We start from the raw sequence: 12,569 nt of genomic DNA on the forward strand, positions 1-12,569 counted from the left end.
GGCCCCAGCCGGCACCTTGCCCGCTCTTTCTTGTCGCACCTGTTCAACCCAGCGACGAAGCGCGGTAGGCCCAAGCCCAAGGGCTGCGCAGACCTCAGGAACTGACTGGCCGCCGTCCAGTACCATTTCGGCTGCTTGGACTTTGTATTCTCTTGAATAAGATTTACGCACTGATTTTGCCTCCAATTGGGCGCCATCATAGCGCCCGATGAAGGTGTCCAAAATCATTAGGCCAGTTCAAGCCCGCAGGGTAATGCCTGCATTCGTGGGTGCGGCGGTGCGCCGATGCGACTTGACCCGCGATAGGGCCCGCCCAGGCACCGATCATTTCAGGGAGAGTGAGCAATGAACACAGACGACACCACGCCCCGCACCACTGCGGGCAAGACCAAGTTCTACCAAGGCGAAGGCATGACCGCCCCGCTGTTCTGCATTGAGCCCGGCATCCCCTGCCAGCATGCGCGGGACCAAGCTTCGGAGCTGATGGGCTGCGTGCGCGACCTGACCATCGCCGGAATCATGGAAGAGAAACCGCAACTGCTCTGGGCATCGTATTACCTGAGCGCGCTGGCCAAGGCGCTGATGGATGATGCTGAGTTGGGGATGAAGCACTGAAGATTGGAGCTGATTGGTAGCTGCACGCCCAAGGTGAAGCAGCGGACTTGCCGGTGCTCCAGACTTCCCTATCGCGCTGACATCGCTGGGGCTGCTTCGCAGCCCTCTCGCGACGCAAGGCCGCTCCTACACTGGGCAGATCAACTTAGGAGGCGTTCATGGAGTGTCATATCCGTCGCGCTCGGCGCGACGACGCAGAAGCCATCAGCCGTATCGTGATCGCGGCATTGCGCGAGTCCAACGCACGAGACTATCCAGCAGAGGTGATTGCCCAGGTCGAGCAGAGCTTTTCGCCTGCGGCAGTCTTTACATTGCTCGCTAACCGAGTGGTATTCGTGGCGACCTGCCAAGGGCAATTGCTGGCGACGGCAAGCCTGGATGGCGATGTTGTGAGAACGGTATTTGTTGCGCCAGCACACCAAGGGGCAGGTATAGGCAAACAGTTGATGGATGCCATCCATGCACAGGCGGTCAGGGCTGGCATCAAGTCACTGCGCGTACCGTCCTCCATCACTGCCCAAGCATTCTACGCACGCTTGGGGTACCAGAAGATTCGCGATGAGTTCCATGGCGTGGAGCGCACCACCGTCATGGAAAAATCTGCGCTGACCATCCCCGAAGCCGCCCATGCCCTCAACGTTTCTTGCGCGCATCTGGCGAAGTTGCTGGATGTGGGGGCAATGCCTGTTACCAGCGCTGACGGTCAACCCGTTATCACGTTCTCTGACTTGATTGCCTACAAGGACAAGCGCGATGGGATCAGCCGGGCGACGATGAGAGAACTGGCTGACCAGGCACAGGATCTGGATATGGGCTACGAATGAAGTGCAAGCCCATGATGAAACCTCGCCACCGCGCTTCATGCCCTGCGGCGGATCAATTCAGTACGTCCTTGCCGGCATAACCTTCAAGGCACCCCAACAAATGTAGGGCTACAGTGATCGCTGAGAACAGCATCTGTGAATGGCCCTGGGAGCATGTGTCAGCGCACCACCAGCCGTAACTTGCGCTGCACCCTGCACGAAATACCCGTTACTCACGCCCATGCCCAGTGCGGTTCAAAGCCCAGGCAGCACAGTGGCGAAGGAGAACGGACTATGCCCAAGAAAATCATCATCTCGTTTGACGGCACCTGGAATACACCGGATACCAAATCCGAAATCAAAGGCAGCAAGAGCACCAACGTGTGGAAGTTGCACGCGGCCCTGCTCGCTCGCGACAAGGACGGTACCACCCAGAACAAATGGTATGACCCAGGCGTTGGCACGGCATGGTACGACCGCATACGCGGGGGTGCCTTCGGCGTGGGGCTTTCAGATAAGATCCTCGAAGGCTATCGTCACCTGGCAAACACCTACGAGCCCGGTGACTTGGTCCACATCTTCGGTTTCAGCCGGGGCGCCTACACCGCGCGCAGTCTGGTGGGCCTGATCCGCAACGCAGGGTTGCTCAAACCCGAGCATATCGACCTGACAGAAGAGGCCTATGGCCTGTATCGGACCCGGGACGAGGGCGCCGACTCGGACAGAGCACAACTTTTCCGCAGCAACTTCTCACGCAACATCACCATCCACATGCTGGGCATCTGGGATACCGTCGGCGCACTGGGCGTGCCGCTGGAATCCTTCGACTGGTTCAACAGGTCGTACTACGAATTCCATGACACCGAACTGAGCTCGATCGTCCACAACGCCTTCCACGCGCTAGCGATCGATGAATGGCGCAAGAACTACCAGTGCACCCTGTGGGATCCGAAGAGCAAACCCAACCAACGTGTGGAGCAAGTCTGGTTCTCCGGTGCCCACGCCAATATCGGCGGTGGCTACCCGGACAACAGCCTCTCGGATATCGCCCTGACGTGGATGATCAACAAGGCGGTCGAATGCGGGTTGGCGGTGGACACCAGCAAGATCCCCAGCCTGCCCACCACCACACTGCCGATCACCAACTCCTACAAGCAGTTCCTCGGCGGCGCCTATAGCCAGTTCAATCCGCCCCACTACCGGGACATCGGGCAAACGCTGTTTGGCCGGGAGGCCATCGATCCAAGCGTCGAGGACCGGCTGAAACACGAGGCGGATTACAAGCCGAAGAACACGGTTGGCCCGAACCTGGTCGGCAGTTTCACGCCGGTTGGGAAGGTCAGGTGACGTTGGCCTGCGCCGCCATCAGCTCGGGGCGCTGGCAAAGGTCTGTCACCGTTTTATCCAGAATTATTGGATTTCAATAATTATTGGCCTGGAATAATTCCACTTGAACCATCTGGGCAACACGGCCTGAGAGTGAATGCACTCAGGCCTGGTTGGCCGCCACCGAAACTCAACTCAACTGGGCAATCAGCACCGCATTGGTGTAGATCAGGCTGCCATCGCTGGCCCTATGGCCGACCAGGTGAAACTGCCCGCGCTCATCATCACTCAGGTACACACGCAGTCGGCAGTCGGACAGCGGCCCATAGCCTTCCGGCAACATCAGGTTCAGCGTGCCCATGTCGACATCGACCATGGCCTCGGGCTCATGGCTCTGTTGCAGGCGCTCTTCGGCCTGCTCCAGCAACGTATGGGTGGGGCCTTGGATGTCGAAATGGATATCGCCCACCGGGGTGGAGCGGCGATCACCGTTGCCTTTGCACCAACCTTCTATCGTCAGGGTACTCATGGCCAATCCTCCTGCTATGGAGCGTTCTCGAACACCAATGCAGTTGTTGACCCAACCCCCGCTTGATTCGTTCCGACGGGCTCATCCCCCCTTCGCCAATGCCGCCTCCATCTCCCGCGCCTGAAACCGCCGGATCAGCATCACCTGGTAAGGCACCGAGATACTCAAGCGCCGAATCGCCAACCCACCCTGCCCCGCCTCCGAGTGGGATTCGATGGCGTTTCTACTTAAGGGGCCAACGAGCCAGCCCTTCTTCTCCATAAGCCTGGATGTCCGGGTCGGCACTGCTCGCCATGCGTTCAAGCACTGCGCGGGATTCCGGGGTGCCAATCCGTGCCAGCGCATACGCGCACTTGCGCTGGAACTCCTGCAGGTTGCCCCAGCGCACCAGGCTGGCGAACGGAATGTTCACCGCCTGCGCAATGGCAGGGACGGCTGCCGCATCGCCGAGCAGCCCGAGTTCGAACACGATATCTTCGTGTCGCTCATGGGTTTCATCCAGCAATAACCGGGTGAGGGTCGATACTGCGTCTGGAAGGGGTTCGAGATCCCCCAGGGATTTTGCCGTCGTGGGCTGCGATCCGTTCATTGTGCTTCCTTGTGGTGGGACAAAGCTGTCCCGGATTATGCGGTCACTTGAGCGCTGCTACCGCCCAGCGCCGCTGTCATTTCCCGTGCCTGCTCGCGCAAAGCCTGGCAAAACGGCTCCACAACCGCCGACGCCGGCCGGTGCTCAGGTTGGATCAGCATCACCCGATACGGCACCGAGATACTCAAGCGCCGAATCGCCAACCCACCCTGCCCCGCCTCCAGGCCGCTCAACGGATTGATGATCGCCACCCCCAGCCCCTGCCGGACCATGGCGCACACCGAGGCCGCACTGGTGGTCTCGATCACCGTGCGCCGATTCACCCCGGCGGCGCGAAAGTGCTGGTCGAGCTGCTGGCGGTAGGTGTCAAGACTGGCCAGGTTGATGAAATCGACCTCATCGAAATCACTCAGCTCAAGCACAGCCTTGGCCTGCAGCGGGTGCCCCTGGGGCAGCACGCAGACCATGTCGGCGCTGAACAGCAGCTCGCCCACCGCGCCCCGGGGCACCTGCTCGACTTCGGTCAGGCCGAGGTCGTGCTGCTGGGCGACCAGCGACTCCTCCAACAGCGGCGACTCCTGGGCGGTGATGCTCACGCTCACGCCCCGGTGTTGCTGGTGGAAGCGCTGGCAGGCCCTGGGCAGCAGGGTTTGCGAGAAAAGCGGCAGGCAGGTAATGGCCAGCCGGCCTTGCTCGAAGTTGCGGATGGCCTGGGCAAAGCGGTCGATGCGCTCCAGGCCGACGAAGGCGCGCTCGACCTCGTCGATCAGCAGCAGGGCCTGGGCAGTGGGCGCCAGGCGCCCGCCTTCGCGGTCGAACAAGTTCAGGCCGGTGACCTGCTCCATGCGCGCCAGCTCACGGCTGACGGTGGGCTGCGAGGTGAACAGCAGGCGGGCGGCGCCGGTGACGCTGCCGGCGGCCATGATGGCGCGGAACACTTCGATGTGGCGGATGGAGAGTTTCATGAGGTGGCTCGTGGTAGTGGTGTCGTGGGAGCGGGCTTGCCCCGCGACTCAAGCAACGCGGTGTTTGGCACCGGCTATGCCGGTGATCGCGGGGCAAGCCCGCTCCCACGCATGAGCACATGCACGTGCATATCAAATATGAATAGATTAAATAAAATTAGCTATTTTTCTGAATCCATCCATTAGCTCACCATCGGTGCATCCATTACAAGGAACACCACCATGAGCACCCCTTCCACCCTCCTGGCCGACGCCGTCCGCCAACACGGCTCGCCCCTGTGGGCCTACGACGCGCAAACCATCGGCCAGCGCATCGACCAACTGCTGCAGCACTTCGACACGGTGCGCTTCGCGCAAAAGGCCAACCCCAACCTGCACGTCCTGCGCCTGATCCGCGAACGTGGCCTGGTGCTCGATGCGGTCTCGCTGGGTGAAATGGAACGCGCCTTCGCCGCGGGCGCACAAGTGACCGGCGAGCCGGCCGGCGTGGTGCTGACCTGCGACGTGCTGGACCAGCCGACCCTGGCGCGGGTGGTCGAGACCGGTATCGAAGTGAACGCCGGCTCCATCGACATGCTCCGCCAACTGGGCGAGCGCTCCCCCGGGCACCGGGTGTGGCTGCGCATCAACCCAGGCTTCGGCCACGGCCACAGCCGCAAGACCAACACTGGCGGTGAAAACAGCAAGCACGGCATCTGGCACGAGCAACTGCCCGAGGCGCTGGCCTGCGTGAAGCAGCACGGCCTGCACCTGGTGGGCGTGCACATGCACATCGGCTCGGGGGTGGATTACCAGCACCTGGAGCAGGTGGCCGGGGCCATGGTCGGGCTGATCGGCCAACTGGGCATGGACATCGAAGCCTTCTCCATCGGTGGCGGGCTGTCCACGCCCTACCGCCAGGACGACCAGCCGGTGGACCTGCAGTGCTATGCCCGTACCTGGGCGGTGGCGCGGGCGGAGATCGAAGCGATGCTCGGCCACCCCGTGCGCATGGAGATCGAGCCGGGGCGCTATCTGGTGGCGGAGTCTGGCTACCTGGTGGCCGAGGTGCGCGCCGTCAAGCAGATGGGCAACAACCACTACATCCTGGTGGACGCCGGCTTCAACGACCTGATGCGCCCGGCGATGTATGGAGCCTATCACCGCATGAGCCTGTTCGATGCCGTGGGGCGCCCGGTGAATCGCCCGCTGCAACCGACCGTGGTGGCCGGGCCATTGTGCGAGTCCGGGGATGTGTTTACCCAGGACGATCAGGAGCTAACGCCACAAGTGCTGCCACAAGCCAAGGTCGGTGACCTGCTGGTGATTCACGATGCCGGGGCCTACGGCGCGTCCATGTCGTCGAACTACAACAGCCGGCCGCTGTTGCCGGAGTTTCTGATCGAGCAGGGTCAGGTGCGCATGATCCGCCGGCGGCAGACTGTGCAGGAGCTGCTGGCGTTGGAACTGAGTGTCTAACACTCAGTAATGCGATACGCGCTGATGTGAACATCGTGGGAGCGGCGCTGCGCCGCTGCGACTTGCCCCGCGATTACCGGCAAAGCAGGTGCCATCAAGCCCCGCGCATTCATCGCGGGGCAAGCCCGCTCCCACGTGCCCTCGCTACAGTTGCGCTGGTGCGACCAACCTGTACCCCACCCCCGCCTCGGTAATGATGAACCGTGGCGCGGTTGGATCATCCCCCAGCTTCTGGCGCAGGTGCCCCACCACGATCCGCAGGTAATGCGTGTCATCGGTATGGGTCGGCCCCCAGATGTCCTTGAGCAACTGCTGCTGGGTAATCACCCGCCCCGGGTGCCCGGCCAGTTGCGCCAGCAGCGCGTATTCCTTGCGCGTCAGCGCCACCTCCACTCCCTCCAGCGTCACCTTGCGAAAGGCAAAATCCACCACCAGCGGCCCAAAGCTGGCCGTCGAGGTTGCACTGCCCACCTGCGGCGCCTGGCGCAGCAAAGCGCGCACGCGGGCGAGGAATTCCTGGATGCCGAAGGGCTTGGTCACGTAGTCGTTGGCACCGCCATCCAGCGCATCGACCTTCTGCACTTCACTGGCACGCACCGACAGCACCATCACCGGCACCGTGCTCCATTCGCGCAGTTCGCGCAGCACTTGCTGGCCGTCCATATCAGGCAGGCCGAGGTCGAGCACCACCAGGTCAGGCTTGCTCAAGGCGGCCTGGGCCAGGCCTTCACTGCCGGTACCGGCTTCGATCACCTTGTAACCCTGGGACGCCAGGCTGATGCGCAGGAACTTGCGGATCTGCGGTTCGTCGTCGATCACCAGCAGGGTGGCGGCTTGGCTCATGGGGCTTCACTTTCGCTATCGGGTTGGGTGGGCAGCGGCAAGCATAGTGTGATGCAGGTGCCGTGGCCATCGAGGCCGTCGCCCACCAGGATGCGCCCGCCATGGGCGCCGATCATGCCCTGGCAGATCGCCAGGCCCAGGCCAGTGCCCTGCCCGCCGCGGTCGCCGCGGGCGGCGGTGTAGAACATGTCGAAGATCTTTTCGCGCTCGTCCTCGGGGATGCCGGGGCCCTGGTCGCTGACGGCGAAGCACAGTTGCTCGTCCTGCACCTTCACCTGCAAGTCGAGCCGCCCTTGTGCCGGCGAGAAGCGCGCTGCGTTTTCCAGCACGTTCACCAGCGCCTGCTCGATCAAGGCGGCATGCACGAACAGCAGCGGCAGCTCGCCGGGCACATCGGTGTGCACGCGCAGCGGCGCCAGCACCACGCGCAGGCGGTTGAGGGCGCTGCCGACGATATCGGCGGGGGCCACCCAGTCGCGGGCGAGCTTGAGGCTGCCATGGCCGAGGCGGGTCATGTCCAGCAGGTTCTGAATGTAACGGTCCAGGCGCTCTGCTTCGTCGCGGGTGCCTTCGAGCAACTCGCGGCGGTCAGCCGGGGGGATGGCGTCGCCCAGCGCCAGCAGGCTGTCGATGCTGCCGCGCATGGACGTGAGCGGGGTGCGCAGGTCGTGGGACACCGAGGCGAGCAAGGCGCTGCGCAGCTGCTCGGTTTCGCCATGCAGGCGCGCGGCCTCCAGTTGCTCGCCCAGGCGGGCTCGGGCCAGGGCCTGGGCCAGGGGCTGTGCCAGGGCCTTCAGCAGGCGACGGCGCTGGGCGCCCATGGGTTCACCGTTGCGCGGGCGTACGCCGAGCAAGGCCAGGGGTTGCTCCTCCACGGCCAGAGGCCACCACCACCAGCGGCCGTGGGGCAAGGTGTCGCTGCCGAAACCTGCGGCCTGGCCATGTTGCCAGGCCCATTCGGCGGCGGCGCGTTCGTTGTCGGTGAAGGCCGGCGCATCGCCGCTGGCGACTTGCAGCAGGCCGTCGGCGCTGCGTTCGAGCAGGCACACCTGCACGTCCTGCCAGCCGTTCAGGTGCTGGCCGGCGGCGCTGAACACGGCCTGGCGGTCGGTGGCCACGGTCAGCCGGCGCGACAGATCGAGCAACTGGTTGGTCTGCGCCTGGGTCTCGCGCAGGGCCTGCAACTGGCGGCGCTGGCGGGCGGCGAGGTTGCCGGTGAGCGCGGCCATCAACAGGAAGAACACCAGGGTCAGGACGTCTTCTTCGCGCTGGATGCTGAACGAGAAGTTCGGCGGAATGAACAGGAAGTCATAGACGAGGAACGACAGCACGGCGCAGGCCAACGCCGGACCAAGGCTGCTGCGCACCGCCACCAGCAGCACGGCGGCGAGGAACACCAGCGAGATATTGGGCAGCGCCAGCACGCTGGAAACGGCCCAGGACAGACCGGCCGCCAGCACCGTGGCCACCAGCGCCAGCAGGTAGTGGCGCCACACCCACACGCGCTTGGCCGCGGCACTGGCCGGCTGTGGCTGGGCGTCTCGGTCGAGCACGTTGATTTCCAGGCCATGGCTTTCACGCAGCAGGCGCGCCGCTACGCCGGCACCGAAGAAGCGCCGGCGCAGCAGGTCGCGGGACTGGCCCACCAGCACCAGGCTGGCGCGGCGTTCGGCGGCGTGCTGGATCAGCGTGCGGGCCACCTCCCCTGCCCTGAGCAGCACCACTTCACCGCCCAGCCGTTCGGCCAATTGCTGGGCGGCCTGCAGGCGATGGCGGGCGGTTTCGTCGCGCAGCCGGCCGTTGTCGACATGCACCACGCTCCACGGCAAATGGCGGCGTTGCGCAACGCGGCTGGCATGGCGCACCAGGCGTTCGGCCTGGTCGTTGCCGTCGATGCCCACCAGCAGCCGGCCGCGCAAGGCCGGCGCTTCCTGGCCGCGCTGGCGGTAGCCGCTGGCCAGGTCCGCATCCACCTGGGCGGCGGCGGTCTGCATGGCCAGCTCGCGCAGGGCGGTGAGGTTGGTCTGGGAGAAATAGGCGTCGATGGCGGCGCGGGCCTGCTCGGGCACATAGACCTTGCCCTCGCGCAGGCGCTCCAGCAGCTCGCGCGGCGGCAGGTCGATCAGCACCAGTTCGAAGGCTTCCTGCAGAACCCAGTCGGGCAGGGTTTCGCGCACCTGCACGCCGGTGATGTCGCGGACCTTGTCGTTGAGGCTTTCCAGGTGCTGGACGTTGACCGTGGTGTACACGTCGATGCCGGCGGCCAGCAGCTCCTGCACGTCCTGCCAGCGCTTGGCGTGGCGGCTGCCGGGGGCGTTGCTGTGGGCCAGCTCGTCGACCAGCACCAGCGGGGGCTTGGCCTTGAGCAGGCCGTCGAGGTCCATTTCTTCGAGCTGCACGCCGCGGTACTCGCTGCGCAGCAAGGGTTGCTGGAGCAGGCCGCCGAGCAAGGCCTCGGTTTCGGCGCGACCATGGGTTTCGACCACCCCGGCCACCACCTGCACGCCCTGGCGCTGCTGGGCGTGGGCGGCCTGGAGCATGGCGAAGGTCTTGCCGACCCCGGGCGCGGCGCCGAGGAATACCTTGAGTCGGCCCCGGCCTTCGCGGGGCAGGCCGGCCAACAGCGCGTCGGCGCGGGTGGGGTTGCTCATGGTTCATCCTTTAAATATTGCGATTTTGGGCCTGCTGCGCAGGCCTTCGCGGGTAAACCCGCTCCCACAGGGGAGGCGCAGCCTTCAAGCCTGGCGCTTTCCCTGTGGGAGCGGGTTTACCCGCGAAGGGCCGCAAAGCGGCCCCCTTGTCAGTGCCGGTCAACAGGTGCCAAACGCTCAAGCGCCTGGTTCAGCGCCAGCACATTGACCACCGGCGGCCCGACCAATGGGCGAAGGGTGGCGTCATTCACCAGCACTTGCAAGCGCTCCACCGGCACCTGCCGCGCCGCCGCCACACGCGGCAGCTGGTAGGTAATGGCTTGCGGCGGCAGGTGCGGGTCAAGGCCGCTGCCGGAGGTGGTCAGCAGCGCCAGGGGCACCGGCCCTTGCTGCGCCTGGTATTGCGCGGCGGCCTCGCCCTTGACCCGCTCGGCCAGTGCCGGGTTGCTCGGCGACAAGTTGCTCGCGCTGCTGGCCACGGTGGCATACGCCCCCGCCGAAGGCCGCGACTGGAACCAGCCATCGCCCTTGAACTCTTGGGCGATCAGCGCCGAGCCGCGCACTTCGCCTTTGTCGTCACGCACCAGGCTGCCATTGGCCTGGTCGGGGAACGCCACCTGGGCAATCCCGGTCACCGCCAGCGGGTACAAGGCACCGGTAACCACGGTCATCAGCAGGATCAGGCTCAATGCCGGGCGTACATAAGCAGTCATGTCAGTCTCTCCTTCAAACCAGGTGCAGGGCGTTGAGCAGCAGGTCGATCAGCTTGATCCCGGCAAAGGGCACAAGGATCCCGCCCAGGCCATAGATCAGCAGGTTGCGCCGCAGCAGGTGGGCGGCGCTGGCGGCCTGCACCCGTACCCCGCGCAGGGCCAGGGGGATCAGCACGATGATGATCAGCGCGTTGAACACGATGGCCGAGAGGATCGCGCTCTGCGGGCTGGCCAGTTGCATCAGGTTGAGCACGCCCAACTGCGGGTAGATGGCGGCGAACAGCGCCGGCAGGATGGCGAAGTACTTGGCCACGTCGTTGGCAATGGAGAAGGTGGTCAGCGCGCCACGGGTGACCAGCAGCTCCTTGCCCACCTGCACCACGTCCAGCAGCTTGGTCGGGTCGCTGTCGAGGTCGACCATGTTGGCGGCTTCGCGGGCGGCCTGGGTGCCGTCGTTCATGGCCATTCCCACGTCAGCCTGGGCCAGGGCCGGCGCGTCGTTGGCGCCGTCGCCGCACATGGCCACCAGCCGGCCGTCGTTCTGCTCCTGGCGGATACGCGCCAGCTTCTTCTCCGGGGTGGCTTCGGCGAGCACGTCATCCACGCCGGCCTCGGCGGCAATGGCCGCGGCGGTCAGCGGGTTGTCGCCGGTGACCATCACGGTGCGGATGCCCAGCTTGCGCAGCTCGGCGAAGCGTTCGCGGATGCCGGGCTTGACCACGTCCTTGAGGTGGATCACGCCGAGCAGGCGCTTGTCGACGCACACCAGCAGCGGTGTGCCGCCGCTCTGGGCGATGCGCTCCACTTCACGGGCCAGGGGCACTGGCATTTCCAGGCGTTGCATGCCGACGAAGGCCAGCACCGCATCGACGGCGCCCTTGCGGTAGCGGTGCTGCTGGAAGTCGATGCCCGACAGGCGCGTCTCGGCGCTGAAGGCGATGGCCTGGTACTGGCTGCTCGAGGGTTCTTCGAAGTCATGCAACTGGCGCAGGTACTCGACGATGGACTTGCCTTCGGCGGTGTCGTCGGCCAGCGAGGCGAGCAAGGCGCCCTCCCCCAGTTCCTTGGCCGTCACGCCCGAGGCGGCATGCAGGGCGCTGCAGCGACGGTTACCGAAGGTGATGGTGCCGGTCTTGTCGAGCATCAGCGTGTGCACGTCGCCGGCCGCCTCCACCGCGCGGCCGGAGCGGGCGATCACGTTCAGGCGCACCAGGCGGTCCATGCCGGCGATGCCAATGGCCGACAGCAGGCCACCGATGGTGGTGGGGATCAGCGTCACCAGCAAGGCGGCGAGGAAGATCAGCGGCAGGCTGCCACCGGCAAAGCGGGCGAACGGCTGCAGGGTCACCACCACGATCAGGAAGATCAGGGTGAGGCCGATCAGCAGGATGTCCAGGGCGATCTCGTTGGGGGTTTTCTGGCGCTTGGCACCTTCGACCAGGGCGATCATGCGGTCCAGGGTCGATTCGCCGGGGTTGCTGGAGATGCGGATCAGCAGCCAGTCGGAGACCAGCCGGGTATTGCCGGTGACGGCCGAGCGGTCGCCGCCGGACTCGCGGATCACCGGCGCGGACTCGCCGGTGATGGCGGCCTCGTTGACCGCTGCGATGCCTTCGAGCACCTCGCCGTCACCGGGGATCATCTCGCCGGCCACCACGCGCACCACATCGTCCTTGCGCAGCTGGCTGGCGGCGACGGTCTCAAAGCTGCCGTCGCTCTTGCGGCGCTGCGCGGTCAGGCCCTGGCTGCCGGCCTTGAGGCTGTCGGCGCGGGCCTTGCCGCGGCCCTCGGCGAGGGCTTCGGCAAAGTTGGCGAACAACACGGTGAACCACAGCCATACGGTGATCTGCACCGCCACGCCGGTGCTCACGCCGCTTTCGGGGGCGAAGCACAGCACCGTGGTGAGCAGCGCGGTAAGGGCCACCACCAGCATCACCGGCGAGCGCTTGAGCTGGCGCGGGTCGAGCTTGACGAAGGCCTGCAGCAGCGCCGGGCGCCACAGCGCGGCGAAGCGGGTCTGGTCCTTGGCGCTGCGTTGCGCCTTCACGTCAGGAATGGGCATGTTCATCAATGATTC

At 65.1% G+C, this 12,569-nt stretch carries 11 protein-coding genes and 2 pseudogenes; 4 read left to right on the forward strand and 9 right to left on the reverse strand.

Features of this window, described 5'->3' with window-relative positions; translation table 11 throughout:
* Positions 1-228, reverse strand: a 228-nt coding sequence (locus RTH46_RS21300) for a transposase (protein ID WP_316906552.1), incomplete at its 3' end; no start/stop codon positions are given.
* A gap of 117 nt (positions 229-345) precedes the next feature.
* Between RTH46_RS21300 and RTH46_RS21305 the strand changes: the two genes are divergently transcribed.
* The 3 genes and pseudogenes from RTH46_RS21305 to RTH46_RS21315 all read left to right on the forward strand — a co-directional run bounded on the left by RTH46_RS21305 (position 346) and on the right by RTH46_RS21315 (position 2,765).
* Positions 346-615 (forward strand): DUF3077 domain-containing protein, encoded by a 270-nt coding sequence (locus tag RTH46_RS21305; RefSeq protein WP_125463394.1) that lies wholly within the window; start codon positions 346-348, stop codon positions 613-615.
* A 158-nt stretch (positions 616-773) separates the two neighbouring features.
* Positions 774-1,214, forward strand: a pseudogene (locus RTH46_RS21310) (GNAT family N-acetyltransferase); the annotation flags it as partial.
* 498 nt (positions 1,215-1,712) lie between these two features.
* Positions 1,713-2,765 carry a DUF2235 domain-containing protein gene (locus tag RTH46_RS21315; RefSeq protein ID WP_153786631.1) on the forward strand — a complete coding sequence of 351 codons (1,053 nt, stop codon included), beginning with the start codon at positions 1,713-1,715 and terminating at the stop codon, positions 2,763-2,765.
* Between the two features lie 169 nt (positions 2,766-2,934).
* On the opposite strand, the gene RTH46_RS21320 is transcribed toward RTH46_RS21315, so the two are convergent.
* The 4 genes and pseudogenes from RTH46_RS21320 to RTH46_RS21330 all read right to left on the reverse strand — a co-directional run bounded on the left by RTH46_RS21320 (position 2,935) and on the right by RTH46_RS21330 (position 4,827).
* Entirely contained in the window at positions 2,935-3,273 is a 339-nt protein-coding gene (locus tag RTH46_RS21320) for a hypothetical protein (protein ID WP_153786630.1), read from the reverse strand.
* Between the two features lie 81 nt (positions 3,274-3,354).
* Positions 3,355-3,474, reverse strand: a pseudogene (locus tag RTH46_RS26385) (LysR family transcriptional regulator); the annotation flags it as partial.
* A 22-nt stretch (positions 3,475-3,496) separates the two neighbouring features.
* Positions 3,497-3,862 (reverse strand): hypothetical protein, encoded by a 366-nt coding sequence (locus RTH46_RS21325; RefSeq protein ID WP_153786629.1) that lies wholly within the window; start codon positions 3,860-3,862, stop codon positions 3,497-3,499.
* A gap of 35 nt (positions 3,863-3,897) precedes the next feature.
* The gene (locus RTH46_RS21330) at positions 3,898-4,827 is read right to left on the reverse strand and encodes a LysR family transcriptional regulator (protein ID WP_316906553.1); all 930 of its coding nucleotides are present in this window, start codon (positions 4,825-4,827) and stop codon (positions 3,898-3,900) included.
* A 222-nt stretch (positions 4,828-5,049) separates the two neighbouring features.
* On the opposite strand from RTH46_RS21330, the gene lysA reads away from it, so the two are divergent.
* Positions 5,050-6,285, forward strand: a complete 1,236-nt coding sequence (gene lysA, locus RTH46_RS21335) for a diaminopimelate decarboxylase (RefSeq protein WP_316906554.1) — start codon at positions 5,050-5,052, stop codon at positions 6,283-6,285.
* Positions 6,286-6,429: 144 nt separating this feature from the next.
* Here the strand turns inward: lysA and RTH46_RS21340 are convergent, their stop codons facing one another.
* From RTH46_RS21340 to kdpB, 4 genes are all read right to left on the reverse strand, one after another.
* Positions 6,430-7,128, reverse strand: a complete 699-nt coding sequence (locus RTH46_RS21340; RefSeq protein ID WP_316906555.1) for a response regulator — start codon at positions 7,126-7,128, stop codon at positions 6,430-6,432.
* Positions 7,125-9,779: a sensor histidine kinase KdpD gene (locus RTH46_RS21345; protein ID WP_316906556.1), complete on the reverse strand. Its 2,655-nt coding sequence runs from the start codon at positions 9,777-9,779 to the stop codon at positions 7,125-7,127. Before RTH46_RS21345 ends, RTH46_RS21340 begins: the two co-directional genes overlap by 4 nt.
* Before the next feature lie 149 nt (positions 9,780-9,928).
* On the reverse strand, positions 9,929-10,492 hold the full coding sequence (gene kdpC, locus RTH46_RS21350) for a potassium-transporting ATPase subunit KdpC (protein WP_316906557.1): 564 nt from the start codon (positions 10,490-10,492) through the stop codon (positions 9,929-9,931).
* Positions 10,493-10,505: 13 nt separating this feature from the next.
* Positions 10,506-12,560 carry a potassium-transporting ATPase subunit KdpB gene (kdpB, locus tag RTH46_RS21355; RefSeq protein ID WP_316906558.1) on the reverse strand — a complete coding sequence of 685 codons (2,055 nt, stop codon included), beginning with the start codon at positions 12,558-12,560 and terminating at the stop codon, positions 10,506-10,508.
* Positions 12,561-12,569 lie beyond the last annotated feature (9 nt).

It is taken from the genome of Pseudomonas sp. zfem004 (assembly GCF_032621715.1).
Taxonomy (GTDB): domain Bacteria; phylum Pseudomonadota; class Gammaproteobacteria; order Pseudomonadales; family Pseudomonadaceae; genus Aquipseudomonas; species Aquipseudomonas sichuanensis.